Source organism: Neobacillus nitrireducens, from assembly GCF_030915405.1.
Lineage (GTDB): Bacteria > Bacillota > Bacilli > Bacillales > Cytobacillaceae > Neobacillus.
The window spans coordinates 3,485,385-3,507,140 of record NZ_CP133262.1 but is presented as its reverse complement, the minus strand read 5'-3'; the positions used below and the strand labels follow the sequence as shown (position 1 = coordinate 3,507,140).

General features: G+C 32.4%; 21 protein-coding genes, 2 pseudogenes and 1 riboswitch. Of the genes and pseudogenes, 2 read left to right on the top strand and 21 right to left on the bottom strand.

Going from position 1 to position 21,756, the window contains the following annotated elements; genetic code table 11:
- The first annotated feature begins 232 nt into the window (after positions 1 to 232).
- Positions 233 to 1,069 carry a hypothetical protein gene (locus RCG22_RS16995; protein WP_308103889.1) on the top strand — a complete coding sequence of 279 codons (837 nt, stop codon included), beginning with the start codon at positions 233 to 235 and terminating at the stop codon, positions 1,067 to 1,069.
- Between the two features lie 309 nt (positions 1,070 to 1,378).
- Here RCG22_RS16995 and RCG22_RS16990 read toward each other — a convergent pair.
- From RCG22_RS16990 to RCG22_RS16975, 4 genes and pseudogenes are all read right to left on the bottom strand, one after another.
- Positions 1,379 to 1,987, bottom strand: a pseudogene (locus RCG22_RS16990) (transposase); the annotation flags it as partial.
- A 123-nt stretch (positions 1,988 to 2,110) separates the two neighbouring features.
- A complete protein-coding gene (gene istB, locus RCG22_RS16985; protein ID WP_308103887.1) occupies positions 2,111 to 2,809 on the bottom strand; it encodes an IS21-like element helper ATPase IstB in 699 nt (232 codons plus the stop codon).
- A complete protein-coding gene (gene istA / locus RCG22_RS16980) occupies positions 2,806 to 4,335 on the bottom strand; it encodes an IS21 family transposase (protein ID WP_308103886.1) in 1,530 nt (509 codons plus the stop codon). Before istA ends, istB begins: the two co-directional genes overlap by 4 nt.
- Before the next feature lie 87 nt (positions 4,336 to 4,422).
- The gene (locus RCG22_RS16975; protein WP_308103885.1) at positions 4,423 to 4,923 is read right to left on the bottom strand and encodes a hypothetical protein; all 501 of its coding nucleotides are present in this window, start codon (positions 4,921 to 4,923) and stop codon (positions 4,423 to 4,425) included.
- Between the two features lie 534 nt (positions 4,924 to 5,457).
- On the opposite strand from RCG22_RS16975, the gene RCG22_RS16970 reads away from it, so the two are divergent.
- Entirely contained in the window at positions 5,458 to 6,435 is a 978-nt protein-coding gene (locus tag RCG22_RS16970) for an LCP family protein (protein ID WP_308103884.1), read from the top strand.
- Between the two features lie 86 nt (positions 6,436 to 6,521).
- Here the strand turns inward: RCG22_RS16970 and RCG22_RS16965 are convergent, their stop codons facing one another.
- From RCG22_RS16965 to galU, 17 genes and pseudogenes are all read right to left on the bottom strand, one after another.
- Entirely contained in the window at positions 6,522 to 6,647 is a 126-nt protein-coding gene (locus tag RCG22_RS16965; protein ID WP_308103883.1) for a DUF3789 domain-containing protein, read from the bottom strand.
- Positions 6,648 to 6,695: 48 nt separating this feature from the next.
- Positions 6,696 to 6,781: riboswitch (cyclic di-GMP riboswitch) on the bottom strand.
- Between the two features lie 308 nt (positions 6,782 to 7,089).
- A pseudogene (locus RCG22_RS16960) lies at positions 7,090 to 7,365 on the bottom strand (hypothetical protein); the annotation flags it as partial.
- Positions 7,366 to 7,498: 133 nt separating this feature from the next.
- Positions 7,499 to 7,618, bottom strand: a complete 120-nt coding sequence (locus tag RCG22_RS16955; RefSeq protein WP_308103881.1) for an ATP-binding protein — start codon at positions 7,616 to 7,618, stop codon at positions 7,499 to 7,501.
- Positions 7,619 to 8,070: 452 nt separating this feature from the next.
- A complete protein-coding gene (gene rfbB / locus RCG22_RS16950) occupies positions 8,071 to 9,090 on the bottom strand; it encodes a dTDP-glucose 4,6-dehydratase (RefSeq protein ID WP_308103880.1) in 1,020 nt (339 codons plus the stop codon).
- Complete coding sequence (gene rfbD, locus RCG22_RS16945) at positions 9,090 to 9,944, bottom strand: dTDP-4-dehydrorhamnose reductase (RefSeq protein ID WP_308107193.1); 855 nt, start codon at positions 9,942 to 9,944, stop codon at positions 9,090 to 9,092. The genes rfbB and rfbD overlap by 1 nt, the downstream gene beginning before the upstream one ends.
- A 3-nt stretch (positions 9,945 to 9,947) precedes the next feature.
- A complete protein-coding gene (rfbC, locus tag RCG22_RS16940) occupies positions 9,948 to 10,508 on the bottom strand; it encodes a dTDP-4-dehydrorhamnose 3,5-epimerase (RefSeq protein ID WP_308103879.1) in 561 nt (186 codons plus the stop codon).
- 15 nt (positions 10,509 to 10,523) lie between these two features.
- The gene (gene rfbA, locus RCG22_RS16935; protein WP_308103878.1) at positions 10,524 to 11,402 is read right to left on the bottom strand and encodes a glucose-1-phosphate thymidylyltransferase RfbA; all 879 of its coding nucleotides are present in this window, start codon (positions 11,400 to 11,402) and stop codon (positions 10,524 to 10,526) included.
- A 29-nt stretch (positions 11,403 to 11,431) separates the two neighbouring features.
- Complete coding sequence (locus RCG22_RS16930; RefSeq protein WP_308103877.1) at positions 11,432 to 11,974, bottom strand: nitroreductase family protein; 543 nt, start codon at positions 11,972 to 11,974, stop codon at positions 11,432 to 11,434.
- Positions 11,967 to 12,518, bottom strand: a complete 552-nt coding sequence (locus tag RCG22_RS16925; RefSeq protein ID WP_308103876.1) for a hypothetical protein — start codon at positions 12,516 to 12,518, stop codon at positions 11,967 to 11,969. Before RCG22_RS16925 ends, RCG22_RS16930 begins: the two co-directional genes overlap by 8 nt.
- 94 nt (positions 12,519 to 12,612) lie before the next feature.
- Complete coding sequence (murA, locus tag RCG22_RS16920; RefSeq protein WP_308103875.1) at positions 12,613 to 13,917, bottom strand: UDP-N-acetylglucosamine 1-carboxyvinyltransferase; 1,305 nt, start codon at positions 13,915 to 13,917, stop codon at positions 12,613 to 12,615.
- A 1-nt stretch (position 13,918) separates the two neighbouring features.
- Entirely contained in the window at positions 13,919 to 15,301 is a 1,383-nt protein-coding gene (locus tag RCG22_RS16915) for a flippase (RefSeq protein WP_308103874.1), read from the bottom strand.
- Between the two features lie 8 nt (positions 15,302 to 15,309).
- The gene (locus tag RCG22_RS16910) at positions 15,310 to 16,641 is read right to left on the bottom strand and encodes an O-antigen ligase family protein (protein WP_308103873.1); all 1,332 of its coding nucleotides are present in this window, start codon (positions 16,639 to 16,641) and stop codon (positions 15,310 to 15,312) included.
- 4 nt (positions 16,642 to 16,645) lie between these two features.
- Positions 16,646 to 17,815 (bottom strand): glycosyltransferase, encoded by a 1,170-nt coding sequence (locus RCG22_RS16905; protein WP_308103872.1) that lies wholly within the window; start codon positions 17,813 to 17,815, stop codon positions 16,646 to 16,648.
- Positions 17,816 to 17,876: 61 nt separating this feature from the next.
- The gene (locus tag RCG22_RS16900; RefSeq protein ID WP_308103871.1) at positions 17,877 to 18,965 is read right to left on the bottom strand and encodes a glycosyltransferase WbsX family protein; all 1,089 of its coding nucleotides are present in this window, start codon (positions 18,963 to 18,965) and stop codon (positions 17,877 to 17,879) included.
- A 25-nt stretch (positions 18,966 to 18,990) separates the two neighbouring features.
- Entirely contained in the window at positions 18,991 to 19,899 is a 909-nt protein-coding gene (locus RCG22_RS16895; protein WP_308103870.1) for a glycosyltransferase family 2 protein, read from the bottom strand.
- 81 nt (positions 19,900 to 19,980) lie between these two features.
- Positions 19,981 to 20,652: a sugar transferase gene (locus RCG22_RS16890; protein WP_374049372.1), complete on the bottom strand. Its 672-nt coding sequence runs from the start codon at positions 20,650 to 20,652 to the stop codon at positions 19,981 to 19,983.
- Between the two features lie 20 nt (positions 20,653 to 20,672).
- Positions 20,673 to 21,566, bottom strand: coding sequence for a UTP--glucose-1-phosphate uridylyltransferase GalU (gene galU, locus RCG22_RS16885; RefSeq protein WP_308103869.1), 894 nt, complete (start codon positions 21,564 to 21,566; stop codon positions 20,673 to 20,675).
- Positions 21,567 to 21,756: the final 190 nt, after the last annotated feature.

Genomic DNA, 21,756 nt, shown 5'->3' with positions numbered 1-21,756 from the left:
TGGGAGAAAAATAGCGGATAATGTTGGTTAGTGATTTATGTGAACGATTAAAAGAAAGAGAGTTATTCTATTTCGGTGATTATTATCGTAAGTAGATATAAAAAAAATGAAAAAGTTTGTTGTCGATAGTAATACAAGTACCTTATTTTCCAGTAACACTTAAGCCAAAATTGGATTTATCATTCGTTTATAAGAACATTAATACCATAATTTTGAAAGGAAGTAACTAATAGTGCACTTTAATAAATGGGCTGTAGAAAATAAAAATATTTTATTCTTTCATTTCACGATAATGATTATTTGTCTTTGTGTAAGTTTTTTTATCCCAGCTATAATCACCCTTAATGAAAATCAAATATTATATTATTTTTCTACATCTGCGCAAGTGATCGCAGGACTTTACGGCCTGACATTAACAGGTTACATTTTTCTAAATGATAGATTAAACAAGATAGTACAAGATGATGAAACTTATTACGATGTGGTTGAAGAATTAAAAAGTCAGCAGCATATAAAAATTATCGTTATGGGAATTATGTGTATTATCAGCATCCTTGCATGTTTTTTTGTCATAAATACTTATAATCGATTCTCACATTTGAATAAATTTTTTAATTTCATATTAAATCAGTCAACAGTAATGATTATTACAGAAATAATTATTATTGTAAAATTTAGTTGGGAAGCAATTAATCCACAAAGTATGAGTAAAATAAATGAAAAATTGAAAAAAGATAATGATTATTTTGGAGAAGAGGAAGGTAGTTTGGCAGATTTTTTAAAATACTATAACCTTCTCGAACGATTAATTATCAAAAAAAGTAATAATATGATAAATGATAATGTCTATAAAAATAATACAAGAAAATTCCGACCTAGCATTATGGAATCTTTGCGAATTTTATCTTCTAAAGAGATAGTTGATAAGGAATTAATTAGTAAAATTAATGAACTAAGAATGTATCGTAATGCAGTAGTACATGGTACAGAGGTTAAAGTGAGTTTGGAAGCATCTAAAGAGATAGAGAGACTATATAGTCAGCTCAAAGAAGAACTAGAAAATAGGTGATTAGAGTTAACTGCATTCAATAAAATTCCAGGTTGACAAGTTAGGTGGTTCTGAAAATATGGAGGGAATTTTTTATTATTTGGGTCTATTCCTATAGTTAATCTGTTTCAATAATTAATCGAGGTGATCAGTAATCAGATGCTAAGAACAATTGAAGGAATATTATATTGCCCTATTAACAAATTATCCTTAGAAAATAGAATTATTGAGATAAAACTGGATCAAATAAATAATTTATCTCTTACACAGCAGATTGATAAACCTACAATTGGAATTAATTCGCCTGACAATTTTAAAAACTGCGCTACTAATCGAAACAATCAGGTTATCAATGCGTAAATAAGTTGGAACCCCTCCAGCTTGGTGAAACAACTGTTTCAGCCCCTCAAGGAAACACTCTGTATTTTCGCTAGGAAGGGGATAGCCAAATCCTGTGTTACTGTGTGGAAAACTAAGGATTAGGGCTTTGATATCTTTATAGGCTCCGTCTTTTACGACAGTCATGTTTCCGAAGTCCACCTGGGCTTCACCCGGAGGGTGTTCTAATCGCTCATGTCTTTCGACCTTGGCTGCTTTGAGCTGTGGCTTTCTGTGCTGTATATATTCGCACACGGTCCTATAGGATCCTGTAAAGCCATGATTGTCTCTAAGATCTTCATAGATCTTTTTATTGGTTCTCCTGTCTTTCCTTTTGAGCTTCATGTCCTCCTCAAGCCAAAAGTCAACGATTTCTCCGTACCCCTCCTCATACATCATTCCTCTTTTTGAGAAAGTAAGAGACTCTTCTAAACTTTCTCCATCTGCATATTTCTTAACGGTTCTCCAATTACAACCAGTTTTTCTTGCAATTTCATTTATTGATAAGTCTTCTTCTTCTCTTAAATGTTTGATATAATCAACTTCAGGCATTGCTAGCATCCTTTCAAATCCTCCCACTGTTGTGATCTCTCAATCAATACAGTAGGAGATATTTTAGGGGCTGGCAAGCCTATTTTTTATGCAGTTAAGTACTGCATAAATTCCTCGCAAACCTCTGTACTTTTATTTTGCAATAAACAAACGGTGAGTTAAACGATCAACTAACGCAGCAGTCATTTGTTCGTCACCGAAAACTTGGGTCCAGTTCGAGAATTCAAGATTACTAGTTATGATCATACTTCCTTTTTCGTAACGAGAAGCACAGAACTGAAACAATAGTTGAGCACCAGCCATACTAAAAGGGATATATCCCACATCGTCTAGAATAATTAAATCAGACTTTAGCCAGCGCTTTTCTAGAGCTAATAGCTTCTTTTCAGATTGTGCCTCAAGAAGTTCATTACAAAGCTGTGCAGCAGACCAAAATTGAACACTATAGCCGTTGTGACAAGCTGCGTAGCCCAATGAGATACTCAAATGGGATTTGCCCGTTCCTGAATTACCAATAAGAATAATATTTTCTTTCTTATCAATGAATTCACTTCTATGAAGTCCTAAAACCTTCGGTTTATTGATATATGGAGCAGCAGTAAAGTCAAACGAATCAATGGTTTTTGGAAACGGGAACTTTGCTTGTCTTATTCTTAGGTTTAACATATTATCATTTCTTTGATTTACTTCATTCTCCAATAAAACTCTGAGAAATTCTTCATAATTCATACCTCTTGATTCTGCATCTCTCATTACCTCTTTATACTCTCGGAGGATAGCTGGTAATCGTAGCCTTTTTAAATATTCTTCGACAAGTAATGTTGTACTCAATGTAAGATCACCTTCTTATCTGCATACAATAACTGATCAAATTTCCCCATATCCGGTAATTGAACTTTAACTGTTGGGAGATGATTATATTCCTTCTCATTAAAGGGAACTAAATTTGAAATCTCTTCATTATTACGATATAGAATTTGTTGTATTGTATCGAAACAGTACATTTTGTTGGTGGAAGCTTCATTTAATGCATCTACAACTTTTTCCTTAGGATACTTCCTTAATAACTTTAGGATCTGAATGAATTCTCTACACCCTTGTGTAGTTCTTGTTAATTGTTTTTCAAATTCTCTAAAGACAGGTTCTAGTTTTGCATAGATTAGCGGCCGAGCGAATGGTACAGATCCTGGCCTGTGGGCAAGTAAATCCAGGTAATGATCATAATTAAAGATTTCTTCATTTCGTTCATAACACCTTTGATGTGAAGCAATGAGATGGTTACCATCATAGATATCAATCTTATTTACATATGCCTTTAAAAGTAAATTTTTTCTTCCTTCATAATTGGTAGGTACAGAGTATTTGTTAGTATCAAACGCTACCTGTGAAATAGTATTACTAGATACATAGATTTCTCTGCAGCACTGGAGTGCTGTTTTGGGAAGAGGTAAAAGTTCATTACTTTCAATTCGAAAAGCTTCCTTAACAGTTAGTGATGATTGGGGAACTTGTCGATTCTCGTATTCATCACATTTCTTACGAAGAAAATCGTTTAATTCATCTAACGATGTGCAAGATGGAATTGGTACAAGAAAGTTTTGCCTTGCATATTTCACTAAACCTTCAACCTGTCCTTTTTGGTTCCCTTTTGCCGGTTCATTAAAACGGCTATCAAACAAGTAATGAGTCCGCAATTGAATGAATTTATCTTGTTCTATTCTTTCTCTACCTTTTAAAATTGTTTTTACAGCGGTTCTTAAGTTGTCATATGTAATAGTTTTAGGGACAAATCCGGAATACTCAAATGCATCAACATGACCCTGTAATAACGCTTCTTGTTTCTGGTGATAAAATGCTTTTAAAAAAATCTTTCTGCTAAAACAAAGTCTCATGCAAAACAATTGTATGGTAACTTGTTTACCATCAAGAATTACGTCTGCATCGCCCCAGTCAAATTGACCGTATAAACCAGGTGGAAACTCTTGTGGAATGAAACCTTTCGGTTTGTCTTGTTCGAGCATTACTTTTAACTTTTGGACGTGTCCACGAACAGTAGATTCTCCACCTGTAAAATCATATTCATCCTGTAACCTATTAAATATCTTTACTGCAGTATGCCGTTGTTTTGGAGGGGATTCCAAATCATTACGCAACCATTCAGTGATAAGAGGGATAAAGGGGTCCATAACGGGGTTTGATTTTTCCACTTTTAAGTTGTATTTTGGTTTCTCCGTGGACTCTAACGCTTTACGAATCGTTTGCCTAGAAACCTTTTGTTCCTTACTTATCTTTCTAATTGACCACCCTAGTTTATAATGTAAATTTCTGATAAACTCATAATCAGCCATCTCGTACATACCTTTCCTCCTGCTGCTAATAATCTCGACAATTATTAGAATACAGGAAAGTATTTCGAGGTGGTCAATTTTTTGGCTAGCGTTTCATCAAAAGTGGTACACTTTTAGATTAGCAAATACACCTTTACTAGCTTTATACTCTATTAATGCCCTGCGCCTTTTATATGGGAATTCACCAAAGTCTTTATAAGGATCAGTAAAGTGTATTGTAAAACCGGCGTCGAGTGATGCAATTAGTACATACACCTCATCAGTCTCTATTAAATCACCGTTCGAATTATATGTGTCTAAGGTAAAGGTTGTATCAGCTTTGTGATCACCAACAAATAATTTAAAAATCCCTTGGCTATTTGACCTAGCAGTAAAAGCTTCACTTTTTACTCGAGTGTCTGGTGTAGTTGTTCCAGAAACAACAGTATCAGCAGAATAAAAACGATTAACTTTTGTAACATCGTCCTCGGCATGAACATTCTTTACTGAAAAATTGAATATACTAAATACTAAAATCACTGATAATATTATACATGTAAGTTTTTTCATAAATCCCCCAAAAAATAGTACTTTTTTATTATATATTAACATATTCATACATATGATTAATATGAACATACAAGTAAGAATCCCCTCCACCTTTGTGTGAAGGGGATTTTCTCATAGTGGGGTGTGACAGTGCGCTGGAATTGATATAATCTACTTTGGAGGTTGGAACTTAAGTAAACATAAAAAACCCCACCTCTAACTAGGAGGGCACAGAAAAACCTTCGGTTTTCAAAAGTTTCTAACGATCTACAAAAAAGACGACTTTAAAATTCGTAAATGTGAACTTTAAGTCGCCTTTTTCAGAATAGGCTGCATCACTAATAACAGTTTCAACTTTCATTCCGGCTTTAATACTTATTTCAATAAGGGTTTCTAATTGCTTTCCGTCATTTTTTATAATTCTTCTGAGTTCACCAACACCTTTTGAAACTTCACTTTAACCATAAATACATATTTCCGACAAATAACGTATTTCTTCCAATAATTAATATTGAATACATTATCCAAGAATAGTAAAATTACTCCATGACTATAAACCTATTTTAATTTAGAGAATGCTCTCTACTAATATCGGAGGAAAAGATGAAAAAAAAGAGTAAAAACAAGTGGAAAATTGCAGGGTTCAGCTTTCTGGGTATTGTCTTACTCGTCATTGCAGGCCTAGGATACGAATTCTATCAATTACAACCAAAAAACCATTTTAAATCCGTACCGGTTGTAAGTTCTGGGAATAGTAAACAACTGACCAGTGAGGATGTAGAAGTAAAAGAACCAGTATTTAATTTGTTATTAATAGGTTCAGATGAAAGAAAGGGTCAAAATATAGGGCATTCTGATTCAATGATGCTTGTTCATGTTAATTTAACTAAGCATGAATATGATGCAATTAGCATTCCGCGTGACACGCGGGTCCATTTAGATGGCTATGGTTATACGAAAATTACGAGTGTTCAATATATTATGCAGGCAACCAAAGGGGCAAAAAAAGGGGTAGAAGCGGCTGTCAAAGCTGTTGGGGAATTAACTGGTGTTCCTATCAATTATTACGTAGAAACCAATTATGGAGGCTTTCAAGCGATGGTTGATGCGGTTGGTGGGATTGATATGAATGTACCTTTTGATGTTAAATTAACGCATCCTTGGTATAGTGAAAACAAAAATAGAGTAATAGGTAAGGGTACGCATGCTTTAGACGGAAAAATGGTGGCAGAGGTTGTCCACGAGCGCTATTCTCTTAAAAATGGAGAGTATGGTCGTCAAAAACTTCAAGAGGAAGCATTAAAAGGTATTGCTAAGAAAGCCCTTAGCCCTAGTAATATCAATAATTTACCTTCACTAGTAAATTCCATCCCTGATTTTATTATTGCAAGCAATATGACAACTTCCGATATGTTAAGTCTCGGCCTCTCAGCAAAGGACTTTGAACCAAATAAACAATTAGAATATCATCAAATACCTGGTGTTGGAAAAAGGATGTATGATGATATTTTAAAGGCGAACAACTATCAAATAGTGATTGATCAAGATAAAATAAATGAGCTAATCTCTACTCACTTTTGAAAAGGTTTAATAAAAAAATGGCCTTCTTTAATACTTATAAAAAAACATCCTTCACAGAAAGGATGTTTTTTCTCTATAGAAATTGTTTAGTATGCTTTTCCTTTATAAAATGCTTGAATCTGTTTGTCCCCATTTTTCGCAGCAAACATGAGGCTCATAGTAATGAGCATAGCAAAAGAACCAACAAATATACCTGCAATAAAAATAAACATAGGTACCCTCCTATTTTTTATTTCATAATTCGTCGGAAGGTGATCATATTCGGTATCTGGCTGGCCTAGTTTATAAAACCTTAGCCCCTATAGCTTTGCGCCACCATCTTTCAATGGTTTTGCCCTTATCGTACGAACTATGTATCTATTTTATACCATAAATTCCTTGAAAATAATAGGTCAAAATTCCCTTTAATAATTACAAATTAGACCTTTGGACTATTAATTTTTACATTAAGTCTCGTATGTAAATATAGAGTAGGTCTAATTGGAATTTGTCGGATAATTGGTAGTCCTATTAAACTTCTAGGTTAAATACGTTATTCAATTGCATGATTAATTCACAATAAAGCCCCCCCGTATTATGATAAAGCTTTAGGCTTCTTTCATTATACGGGGGACTTAGTTTTCATAACGAATGAAAAAGATGACTACTAATATTTTAGGTATGAGAAACGATTATTTCACAACCCCCATCTAATTCAAATGGCCCAAAACTGACAGGAAGAATCAACTGTGTCCCATCCCACTCCACAGTAGACATACTTAGCGTATCCTGTTTCGGAACCGTAGTACCTTCATCGCTTTTTCTAAATAAAGTTCCCGCAAATTCCCCCCGGGTATCCTTACGGTCATAATCATACACCCGATAAGAATAAGTGGTGTCCGAGCTTTGATGGGTCTCCAATACTAACGTACCTTCACATGATGTATGAATGCATAGAAAAAGTCAAAAGAAAGAAGCCACCTAGCCTCTTCCTGGCCTCGGTGTTGAGCCACCTTCAATTATGGCGACTGAGGGCAGAGTGGTGTGGATGTCGGTATGGGGCATTTTGATATAATCTTTTACTTTACCCTGATAACTGATATAAACCCATTACTTCTAGCTGTGCCCGATTTGTTATGGCAGGTAATATAGAAATAAAAGTTTCCGCAAGCAGGCTTTTTCCACATCCTTGTGGGCCGCTCATAAGCACATTATGTTCATCTGCCGCTGCAATTTCAAGAGCCCGTTTGACTACTCGTGGCCAATAGTATATCGGAAGTCCTTTTGTGGCGAACCAGAAATAAGAGATGATTATTTGAAGTTAAGTTAGGGTTTAATTCTACTTGACGGATACAGGGGTAAAAGATAGTATTTCTTGTCCTTCTAAGTGCTGGACTACTTCTTCAATATGCTAAACAACAATTCAGTCCAAATCTTTTAACATTTGAATTGGTATTGTGGGATTGTATGGAAGGTGAATTTTGATTGTTCATCTGTTAAACCTCTATCTTTTAATAAATAACCACAATAAGCTAACTTTTGTAGACATGGAGAAACTCCATTTAATTTATCGGTAATCTATCCACCAAATTCATTGACAGAAAGGAACCCGTTTCCACAAAAAGTGAAAACGAGTTCTAGGAAACAACAAATCAACTATAACGTATACTGCCTTTTAAAATAGTTCTGGTATTCCCCACTAATAATTTGCTCCCACCACCACTTGTTATCCAAATACCACTCAATAGTTTGAGCAATTCCTGTTTCAAATGTGTAAGTTGGTTTCCAACCTAAATTTTCTAGTTTTGTTGGATCTATTGCGTAGCGCTTGTCATGTCCTAAACGGTCAGTAACAAATTCTATTAGTTCTTCTGATTTCCCTAATGTTCTAATAATAGTTTTTACCACATCTAAATTAGTTCGTTCATTATGTCCACCAACATTATAAACTTCACCATTTATACCTTCATGTAAGACTAGATCGATGGCAGCACAGTGATCGAGTACATGCAACCAATCACGGATATTTTTACCGTCACCATATACCGGTATCTTCTCCTCATTCAGAACACGAGAAATAGTTAATGGTATCAACTTTTCTGGAAAGTGGAAAGGTCCGTAGTTATTTGAGCAACGAGTAATATTGACTGGCAATCCAAATGTTTCGTGATATGCACGTACTAAGAAGTCCGAAGATGCCTTGCTCGCGCTGTATGGACTATTAGGTTGCAATGGTGTTTCCTCCGTAAAAAATGTATTCGGGTCAAAGTCAAGTTCACCATATACTTCATCCGTAGAAACATGTACAAATTTTGTTACTCCAATTTGTTTTGCCGCATCTAAAAGGACCTGTGTACCTAACACATTTGTACGAACAAAGACTTCAGGCTCAGTGATCGAGCGGTCTACATGACTTTCAGCTGCAAAATGAGCCACATAATCAAATTTCTCTTTCTCAAAAAGTGAAATGATTTCCACACGATCAGCAATGTCCGCCTTGATAAAATAATAATTGCTTTTCTTTTCAATATCACGATGCTTAGTTAAATCACCAGCATAGGTTAATAAATCTAAATTATAAATATCATACTGTGGATACTTGTTCACCATATATTGAACAAAGTTCCCACCAATGAAACCTGCTCCGCCTGTTACTAGAATCCTTTTCTTTACCATTATTTCACCTCTTGTTTTAATGCCTTTAGGTACCGATCTAATGAGTCTTGCCAGGAAGGTAATGGTTTAAAACCATTGTCGACTAATTTTTGCTTGGACATACGTGAGTTTTTTGGACGCACCGCTCTTGTGGGGTAATCTTCTGTAGGGATTGCATTTACCTTTATTTTATCCCCCGCAAGATGATAGATTTCTTTTGCAAAGTCTGCCCAACTACAAAAGCCCTCATTCGTTGCATGGTAAATTCCATACTTTTCTGATTGAATCAAATCTAATAATAGACGTGACAAATCGAACGTATTCGTAGGAGAACCAAATTGATCACCAACAACATTTAATTCATCTCGCGTTTCAGCTAAACGAAGCATCGTTTTAACAAAATTATTACCATTTATTCCAAAAACCCAAGATATCCGAACTATGAACCAGTCTGTTAAAAGAGACTGCACAACTTTTTCCGCTTCAAATTTAGTTTTCCCATAATATCCAATGGGATTTGCTTGATCAGTTTCAACAAAAGGACTTTCTCCTTCACCATCAAAGACATAATCCGAACTGATATATATAAACTTCGTATTGACTTCTTTTGAGGCATTTGCTAAATACGTTGTTCCCTTAACGTTTACATTCCAACAGTCTTCTCTATCATCTTCCGCTTTATCCACTGCTGTATATGCCGCACAATGAACGATGGCATCAGGATTCAAGTCTTTTACGTATTGATAAACTGCTTTTTCATCTGTTATGTCCAAATCCTTAGAGCCAACCCCTACCATTTCAAATCCTCGTATTAAGCCTTCACGAACAACATCAAACCCCAACTGTCCTGTAAAACCGGTTACTAAAATTTTCATCATTTACTCTCCAATGACAAAGTTATTATCAACGTCCGCCAATAATGGTGCCTTTTCATCTTTTGATGATAATACAGGTGTAATATCCAGCGGCCATTCAATTCCAATAGCAGGGTCATTCCATATAATTCCTCCATCACACTCTGGTGCATAAAGTTCATCAACTTTGTATTGAACTTCAACATCTTCTGTCAAGGTCATAAAACCATGTGCAAAACCTTTTGGAATTAATAATTGTTTTTTATTCACTGCACTAAGCTCGACTCCAAACCAATTACCAAACGTTGGGCTTCCTTTTCTAATATCAACAGCAACATCAAAAATAGCTCCTGTTGTACATCGAACAAGCTTAGTTTGTGCCTTAGGGTTTAATTGATAATGTAATCCTCTTAATGTTCCCTTTGCTGCAGAAAACGACTGATTATCTTGAACAAATTTTATATCAATTCCAGCTTCTTTAAAATTTGCCTCATTGTATGTTTCCATAAACCAACCGCGATGATCCCCGAAAACATTCGGCTCAATAATCTTTACTCCTGATAAGGAGGTTTCTATTACATTCAACTTATTCACCTCTAATTAGTACTTTATGCTACCATTAGCTACTCTTAATAGATATTGTCCATAACCTGTCTTTGAGAATTTCTCTCCCGATTCAAATAATTCACCTTTTCCAATCCATCCATTAATATAAGCAATCTCTTCAGGTGCTGCAATTTTAATTCCCTGATGCTCCTCAACTGTTTTAACAAAGTTAGTTGCCTCTACTAAACTTTGGTGTGTTCCAGTATCCAACCATGTAAAACCACGACCAAGTAATTCTACATCAAGCTCTCCCATACGCAAATAAGCTTCATTTACAGAAGTGATTTCTAGTTCTCCACGTACAGATGGTTTTACATTTTTTGCAATATCAATAATCCGATTGTCATAAAAGTATAAACCAGTTACTGCATAATTTGACTTTGGAATTTTTGGCTTTTCTTCAACACTTAAAACCTTTCCGTTTTTATCAAATTCAACAACACCAAACCTCTCAGGATCTAATACATGATATCCAAAAACAGTTGCCCCGATTTTCTTTTGGGCCGCTTGTTGGAGAATTTTCCGCATACCACTCCCGTAATATATATTATCTCCTAAAATCATTGCAACTGAATCATTACCTATAAATTCTTCCCCAATTAAAAATGCTTGGGCTAATCCATCCGGCCTCTCCTGTATTTTATATTCAAGATTAATACCAAATTGAGATCCATCCCCTAACAATGCCTCAAAGCGGGGAGTATCCTCCGGAGTAGAAATGATCAGTATATCTCGAATTCCTGCTAACATTAATGTTGATAAAGGATAAAAGATCATTGGTTTGTCATATATCGGTAACAACTGTTTACTTGTCACCATAGTTAATGGATAGAGACGTGTACCGCTTCCACCTGCAAGAATGATTCCTTTCAAAGTTCAATTGCCCCCTTTAAAATACTAATTTAAAATTTGTCTTTTATTATAAGCTCCTTAATAGGCTTTCTTTCAGATACTTTTACTGGAATTGAATAATCCGGATAACCTATTGGTATTACTCCTATGATTATCATGTAATGTGGTATATTGAAATGTTTATATAATACTTGCTCTTTTATTGGTTCTTCTAAAGCCCAATTTAAATAACAAGTCCCCAATCCTTCTGTATCTGCTTGAAGCATCAAATTTTGACAAGCCAAAGCACCATCGATAAAAGCTAGATTTCTCTCATATGGAAGGTTGTAAATCCGGATGTCTGATAATACAATAATCATACAAGGAGCATAATTTGCAAATCCCTTTCCACCTGTACTTACTTCAGTAACTAATTCTTTATCAGAAGGATTTGTTATTACTAGAAAACGTGTACTTTGTCTATTGCAGCTTGAAGGAGCCCATCTAGCAGCCTCAATTATTATTTCTATTTTTTCATTAGGTATAGATTGAGGTAACCAATTCCTAATACTTCTTCTATTTTTAATTTTATTAAGCATTTCTCCATTATGCATTATGTTCTCCCTCACAAAAAACTCCCGATTTTTTTGAAATTTTCTGGTCATTCCAATACTCAATTAAAATATTTTTCGCCCATATATATATCGGATGTTGTTGTGGGAATTTATCATTCCATATTAATAAGAGTTTTTCTAATTCTTTACTCTTTTCCCTGCCAAAAATCTCTCTCTTATATGGCATTCTTAACCCTTTGTCTAATGCATGGGCATATTTAATTATTTCACTACTTAGAATTTCTTTGGTTTCATATAATTTTTTTGACCTATCCATAATACCAGATTCAACTTTTGAAATCTCTAACGCATCATAGTATTCCTTTGGAATAAAGGAAAAACCAAAAAAGTTTTTAAACAGTATTCTTGTATTAATATTTCCTTTTAGTTCAACAGAGTATAACCTTTTTATTTCATAAATATATGAATAGCTACAAACAACAGTTCTACTTTTAATATTTAGAAATAATGCTATAAATTCTAACACGTATTTAATTGTCTTTTTTATTATTTTCCTTATATATTTTCCAATCATTATCTTCATTCCTAAATAAGAATTTTCGGAAAATCAAATCTTTTCCAAATACATAGTACTATTTTTCAACTGAACACTTATCTTCCTATATTAATTTACAATACTAGATCATTTGTAATATTTTATCAGAGGAATTACCAAGTCTTACATTTAATCCCAAAAGCTTATTTTCTAAGTCTGAATATCCTCTAAATATCTGATAACTATTTTCTATAATTGTTGTATTTTCAGCAAGGATACCCGCGAGCAATACCGCAGCTCCTCCCCTTAAATCAGTAGATAATACTTTATGGCCATACAATTTTGTCTCTCCAATAATTTTTATCCCCTCTGAACTATCCAAATACTGAATATTAGCACCCATTAGATTTAAATATTTTATATATTGAAATCTAGAAGGATAAATAGAATCTATAATTGTACTTTCACCCTTTGCTTGTGTTAATAAAACAGCTAGTAATGGCTGAATATCCGTTGCAATTGATGGGTATATATCTGTTTCAATTTTTGTACCAATTAGGTTTGTAGATTTATAAACCTTAAGTGTACTATTATTAATAATTTCAAATTTGACACCAATCTTTTGCAATAAGTTTAGAAATGCTAAATTGTGAGTAACATTCATTTTTTTTATTGTTATAAAATCTTCCGCAGCAATTGCACCTAAAATAATGAATGTCGCTGCTTCTATTCTATCTGGAATTATTTTATGTTTAATACTTTGTTTTTTTATTAGACTTTCGACACCTATTATTTTTATTTTACCAGGTTCTTCTATTTCAATTTTTGCTCCTAAGCTATTTAAAAAATTAATTAAGTCTTCTATTTCTGGTTCCCTGGCAGCATTCTCTATAATTGTTACACCTTGGGCTAGGGTTGAAGCAATTACTAGATTTTCAGTTGCACCTACAGAAGGGAATCTTAGCTTTATATGCGCACCTTTTAGCCTATCTGACTTTGCAATTATTTTATTTGGATGTTCTTCTATTGTCGCGCCAAGCTTTCGTAGACCCTCTAAATGAATATCAATTGGTCGTTCAGAAAAACTACACCCACCAGGTAAAGGTAAACTAACTTCGTGTCCCTTTGCTAGTAATGCTCCTAATATTAAGATTGAATAACGTATTTTACTTGCTGTTTCCGAAATAAATATAGGAATATTGATATTTAGCTCATCAGTAGGATATAAGGTTAATTTATCCTTCTCAAACATTGATCGCTTACCTAAGTCTTCCAAGATACCTATTAATACATGAACATCATTTAAATCTGGAACATTACTCAATTCCACTACATCATCTGTTAATAAACTCGCACATATTATTGGTAATATCGAGTTTTTAGCTCCAGACACTTCTATATTTCCTTTTAGGGCACATGACTTATTTACAATAACCGATTTATTCATATTATTTCACTCCTGTATATATTTTATCTTTATATTGTTTTATACAATCTTCTTTTAAAATCAATAATATAACTAAATAAAAAGTACACCCTAATATAATTCCGAGGAAGACTCCAACTTTTATAAATAGTAAAAAAAGAAACATTAAGGTAATTCCTATAAATATCTTCGTAATATTTAACGAAATAATTCTAACTTTAAAGCTCCTTTTAATTGTAATATATTCGATTATAAAAAGAATTACTTCGGTAATTAGAGTAGTTAATGCCGACCCCAAAATTCCAATCACAGGTATCAATAATAAATTTAAACATATATTTATGAATGAGCCCACTATTGATACCTTAAAAAGGAATTTTTCCTTTCTTAATGCAATTAGTAAATTACCAAAAACTGTCTTGCAAAACATTAAGTAAAAAGAGAATATTAATATAGTTAGAATAGGTCCACCCTTGTCAAATTCATTACCAAAAAACATAGACAAAATATCACCTGAATAAAAATAACCTAATGTACAAATTGGCAAAATAAATAAAGATATATTATTTATCACCTTTATAATGTAGTTAGGTATATTATTGATGTTTGATTGTATCATTCTTGTGGTATAGGGTAATGCATAGGTTGTATATAAAGTAGGTATAAACCAAAGCATTTGTATTAATTTAAATGCACTAGAATACAATCCTAATTGTATTTTAGATGTTAAAAATCCTAACAAGATAATATCAAAATCGTAATAAATTCTTGCGAAAATAATAGTCAGACCTAAATAAAAGGACTTTTTAATAAAGTTAAACAGTTTAGATCTTGATACAAACTGCATTCTGGCTATTTTAAAATAGAAAACTAAAGAAATTATCATTCCTATAAAAGTACTGGTCATTAAAGAGACTGGATAAAAAATTATAGAATGTTTAAAACTTAGTAATAAAAGAAAAAGAGATAATGAAATAATAGTTATTAGAAAATTAATTATGGCATTATATTTGTATTTAGTTAATCCAATAAAAATATAACTAGGAATAAAGAAGCCAATAAGTGAGATTAAAATATAGAATAATAGGATTTTATCAAGAGAACCAAAGATTACATAGTAATATACGATACCGATAATTAAAAAAGATGCTAATATTAATCTCCAATAAAATATAATACTAAAAACTTCTGAGACATCCCTCTCACTTTTTGAAATTCTCCGAATAGCTTCATTATTTGTTCCAAAATCACCAACTAAGGTAATATAACCGGTAATAGCCTGAGACGTAGAAATTATCCCAAGTGCCTCAGGACCAAATATCCTACTAATTATTACAGTCATTAAAAAATTAACTGCTTTTGTGAATAACTCAACAATTGTATTTAACCTGATTTCTTTCTTCATATATATCCTTAATTCCTTAACAATAATTCATTAGGTTTGAAATTAGATAATTTATTTTTATTTATTCCAGATATAATCCCTCTTATTAATAAAAACATTAAAAATAATTGACTGTTATATAATGGATTTGCTGAAAGGCCATTAAATAAAAATATCATATTAGCCAATAAATAGCCGGTATATTCATTATTTAATCCATAATTTTTTAGAAGTCTAATATCAGTAACTATAAAATTGATTAGTAAAACTAAAAAGAAAAGGGCACCTAAAATTCCAGTTTCAACAAGTATCTGCAAATAAATATTGTGTACTTGTGTTACCTCTGATAATATTCCAACCCCACCTCTTAATTCTGCTCTTGCAACAAAATTATCTATTCCTATACCTATCATCTTGTTTTCTTTCCACATGGAAAATGCTTCTTGATAGATACTAAATCTAGAATCAATACTAGCATTATTTTCAGATGTAAATAATCTATTTAATCCAACTAGTTTTTCACTATTAAAGGATCCATATCCACTAAACAAAATTATTAATATAATAAATAATATTGTGAATAGAATAATTACTATTTTTTTCACTATGCTTAATTTAATAAGTAACTCTATATAAAGAATACTTAAAGAAAAAACCCATAATAGAAGAATCCCCCTATTTCCCGACATAATAATAACCCAAGTTACAAGTAAAACTGTAATTGTATTTAATAATTTATGACTTTTAAATAAAGGAATTGCTATAAGATATAACATTGAAACCAAAGCAGCATTAATCCCGGGATAAAGACCAATGCCTATGACTCTATTGAAAAAATGGAATAAATTATAGTCTTCAATTGCTGTTGGACTTAAAATTTGTTCAATAAAAACAATAAAACTATCATAATTTAAATAATCCCATATGCTAAAGGCTATACATATATATAATAGAAAGCCTGAGGATAAAGATATTTTCTCCAAATTCTTTTCATCTTTCTTTATTAAAGATCGAAAGAATACAAACCAGCATATTCCAAGTAAATAAGTTAAAATAAAGTATTTACTTCTATTAATATTAATTGATGATAATAAAGAAAATATTAAAGCAATAAAAAACGGTAAAAATGGCCACGTTTTTATCAGACTTTTAGAAATATTAACTCTAAAAATAATTATTAGTAAAACTAAAGTAATAGCATATACAAAGTAATTAATTGAAGGGCCAACAAATTTAGTAAAACTAATTATAGAACTAAACAACAATAAAAAGAAAAGAAGTAACCATTTGTACCCATTAGTTTTACTGAAGTATAATCCAGTGAAAATTATTATTGTTATTAGTGCAAATCCATATATCATATTTTCACCCAGAGTTTATTGTTTTTTTAATAAAATTTTGAAACATAGATTCTAGTTTATTTGTCACTATATTTGAATCATAATGATCATTGTAAAATTTATTATTAAATGCTACCATTTCATTCTTTTGTTCAGAATTCAAATTATTAATGAATTTTAAGTCCTCAAAAATATTATCACTATTCAATGAATTCGTAGAACCACCTCTACCTGAAAAGTTATAATGACTAATTTCTTCAGCTGATTCCTTAGCAAATAAACCACCGTAAGCAAAGTGACTACAACATAATAGAAGCTTTTTAAAATAAAGTGCCTCCATTGCTACTCTCCCCACTCCAACAACCACATCTGTTTCTAAGTAATACGGAATAACATCTTTCTTAGAACCTACTAACTCTACATTATTACTATTATTTTTCATGTTTTGTATTTGACGTACTATGTCACTTTTATTTGATCCATCACCAATAATTTTTAAATGACAATTCACTCCATTTCCAAGTAATTTATCTACAGCTTCTATTAATTCCATTACGGAATTATATTTATCTTCAGCTAAACGAGATACTGTCAATATCCTTAATAAATTACTGGTACTATCATTATTATGATTTCCTGATAAGAGTGGCTGATCAAATATAATTTGATTAGGAATTATACTTATTTTATTTTTATCCACTTCATAAACATTAATTAGGAAATCTTCAACTTCTTTTGTTATGACTGAAATAGAAGAACAATATTTCACTATTTTCTTGTAAAATGGTGGAGGAAACTCATTTCTTAAAATATGCTGAACCCTAATTATTAAAGGAAGGTTTAGTTTTTTAGCAGCTAGGTATCCAATAAAACTAGGTCCTGGTTGATGAGCTTTTATTATATCTATATTATGTTTTTTAATAATTCTTAAAAGACTATATATATTTTTCCGGAGTGATGTTTTTATTAAAATATGGTAAATAAATAGAAGGTGTTCTTTAACAGAAAATTTATTGTTTTGATGTAGTTCATTTGTCCCTATATAGGGAAATTTTAATTTATAAAAAGATACCTTATCATTATTTAACACGGATTCAAGAGATCCACCTCTGCTTACCAAAATCACTTTATGCCCTTTTTTTTGAAGTTGTTTAATTTCAGCAATAATGGCCCTTTGAGATCCACCAATTTCCATATCATTACAGATATATAGTATATTCATATTTACACCTACATTCCAAATATACTTTTAATAACTATTTATATTTCTCAACAATTCTTTTTACCTCTTCTAAGTATCTATATCCGAACTTTGTATCCGGCTCTAAATAAGTCCCTTCTGCCCACTCATTCCAAGCATTAATAAATAAAAACTCTTGATTATTTGATGAAATAGATCTTTTTATTTGTTCCTCTAAGTAATACCCAAATTTTTCAGGAGTAGAACCTTTTACCATTAATCCATTTTGACCTCTCCTCGGAGAATTATCCCAACCAACAAAGGCACCTGGATATGTTAATCTATCTAATTTTCTATTTAAAATCCTTTTCCAAATTAAATCATAGGTCATAATATTATCTAAGAATAAATTTTTATCAATTCTAAGTTTACTAAAATAAGAACGAATTTCCTTTCTTATTTTTCTTACAGCTAAGAACCACAATGGAAAATGATGTCTAATTGTATGCATAGGTTCAAACTCAATATATGCATCAAATTCTTGAACATTTGATTTTTCAAAACTAGTAAGCATTTCAATAAAATGAATTCCTGAAAGACCATGTTCTTGTGCTTTGTTATTCCAATATTTCAACATTTCACCACATCTAGGAATACTTGCAGGTCTATAAATAACAAAAAGTGGCTTATTATTAACCTTTATATAACGTTCATCCTTAAAAGAATGGATAAGATAATTGAAATGTTCTAACCAATCCTTTTCGTCTCCATAATCCTGAGGCATGAGAACTTGCCTTTCTCCACCATCCCATGCTCTAGTCCAAGGCTCATTAGCCCAAGACAAACAAAATGGTAAATCAGGTTCTCCACTATTTAAAACTTCATTAAATGGTTTTTCTAACAATCGTTTACCTTTGAACCAGTAATGATAATAACAAAATCCATGGATTCCATACTTTTTTGCCAATTCCGCCTGCCATCTTCTAGCTTCAGGATTTGATAAATCATAATAATAGTTATTTAATGGGTCTCTTGGCTGATGATGTCCACTAAACAAACTCTTAGTCTTTCTGGTATTAGTCCATTCTGTAAAGCCCTCTCCCCACCACTTATCATTTTCTGGTATTCTATGGAACTGAGGTAAATAGAATGCAATAGCCTTCAATTCTAACACTCCTATATTATTAATGTTATTTTAAATAAGCTGATATTTTTCTTTTTATTTTTATAGGGATAATTTCATGTTTTTTACCAAGATTATAAGCTATAAGTTTTATAAAATTTTCAATTAATGCAACAATGATATATTTGTATTCTTTATTAAGAAGTAGATACCTAATTTGATTTCGAATCATTTTAAAGCCTTCTTTTTCATTAGAAGCTATCTTTAACAAGTAATTTGTTTCCTTAAATGCCATACCAATATCAAAGTATCGTTTAAACTGTTGATTATATGAATAGTTATGAGAATGGTTTACTTTTGCTTCAGAATTATAGAAGACCTTGTGTCCCTTTAATATTGATTTTGATGCAAAGATCATATCCTCGTTCAATATAATATTTTCCGGAAAACCTCCCATCTCTTCAAATACTTTTTTTCTATACAAACTACAAACATTAGAATTAAAAAAGGTCTTTATGCCTAATTCTTTTAGTGAATCTTTAGATTTCAAAATTGATATATTAGGATAATTGAAGTTTCTGGCGAATCTTTCTAAAGTACTTGCCTCGGGCTTTGGTATTTGCCTTGCATAAGATACGGCAATATGACTATCTTTTATTAAAGGTTGGACTAGTTTATCAAATAGATAATCATCTATAGGTATAGCATCCTGAGTCATGAATAATAAAAGGTCACCAGAAGCTAGAGATGCTAGGAAATTCCTAGTACCCCCATGATCAAATTGTTTGTTGTGTATTACCTTCGTCTTAACCTCTGGAAAACTAGAAGTTATTATTTTTAAAGTATTATCTGTAGATGATGAATCTACAATAATTATTTCAACCTCTAGATTAATTTTTTGACTAAATAGTGCGCTTAATAGACTGAAGATGTATTTTTCAGCATTAAAGGTTGGAATTAGCACAGATAATTTCAAGTTGATAATTCTCCTATTTTTTTATTATGGTACAGATATAAACATTTTTTACTTTTGATTAATGAATAAAATATGATGAATTTAATATGCGTTATTTGATCTAAATAACACCGAGACAGTTTTGAAAATAATTTTAATATCAAATTTTATTGATCGATTACGTATATATATCAAATCCAACTCTACCATTTCTTTGAAACCTACACTATTTCTCCCACTAACCTGCCATAGCCCTGTACACCCTGGTGTTACCATTAAACGTTGCTTATCATATTCAGAGTAAAGAACAACTTCACGAGGAAGCGGTGGACGCGGACCAACCAAACTCATATCACCTTTTAAAACATTGAATAGCTGAGGCAATTCGTCGATACTCGTTTTCCTAATAAATTTCCCAACTATAGTAATCCTTGGGTCATCCTTCATTTTAAACATGGCACCCGATACTTCATTATGCTTTAACAGTTCTTGTAACTTTTCCTCCGCATTGGATACCATCGAACGGAATTTATACATCTTAAATTCCTTTCCATTTAACCCTATACGCTTTTGCGAGAAAAAAACTTTCCCTTTGGGGTCTTCGATCTTGATTAAAATGCCGATAACTATAAACAGAAGACTTAACAAGATAATTCCGAATGATGACCCAATAATATCTATTGTTCTTTTTGATAGTAAGTATGTTCTCCCATTATTCACAAGTGACTTCTTTGTTTCTAAATAAGAAACTTCTTGATTTGCCAGATTAGACAACCTTGACCCCTTCCTTCTCTCTAAAAAATTGCTTTTTCTTTATCTAATGAAGTAACTAGATTCTTTAGGTAATCTAGCATATCGTCATGGATGTCATCATGCTGCAAGGCAAACTCAATTGTTGTCTTCACGAAACCAAATTTTTCACCAACGTCATATCGTTTTCCTTCAAAGTCATAGGCAAATACTCTTTGTATTTCATTTAAGCGTTGAATCGCATCAGTTAGTTGAATCTCTCCGCCGGCACCTTTTTCCTGACGGTCAAGGAACATAAAGATTTCAGGGGTTAAGATATATCGCCCCATAATAGCTAAATTTGATGGAGCTGTACCTTGCTTTGGTTTTTCAACGAAGTTATTCACTTGATAACGTCTTCCATCCTGCGTTGAAGGGTCTATAATTCCATAACGGTGTGTTTCATGATCAGCGACTTGCTGCACACCAATGACAGAAGAGAAGGTTTCTTGATACTGATTCATTAATTGTTTTAGACAAGGCGTCTCACTTTGTACAATGTCATCACCTAAAAGAACTGCGAATGGTTCATTACCGATAAAATGTCTTGCTGACCAGACGGCATGACCAAGTCCCTTCGGCTCTTTTTGACGAATGTAATGGATATCCGCTAATTTTGTCGCATACTGAACTCTTTCTAATAACTCGTATTTTTCTTTCTCGATTAGATTCTGTTCTAGCTCGAAGGCATTGTCGAAATGATCTTCGATTGCTCGTTTTCCTTTTCCAGTTACAATGATGATGTCTTCGATCCCAGATGCCACAGCCTCTTCTACTATGTACTGAATCGTTGGTTTATCAACAATTGGAAGCATTTCTTTTGGCATTGCTTTTGTTGCTGGCAAGAATCTTGTTCCCAGACCTGCAGCCGGAATGATGGCTTTTCTAACTCTTTTCACTCCTAATTCCCCCACTAATTATCTTTTGTTTATCTAATAAACTCTTTCCTCTGCTAAAGCAAAGGAGCAAAAAAATAAATATCTAATGGAATCGCAAGTGCTTACACCACTTATTATTTCATTAGATATTTAAGGTTTTTTTTAAGTCGGGCATTTAACCCAGCCTCACATCATGCTCTTGACGACATGC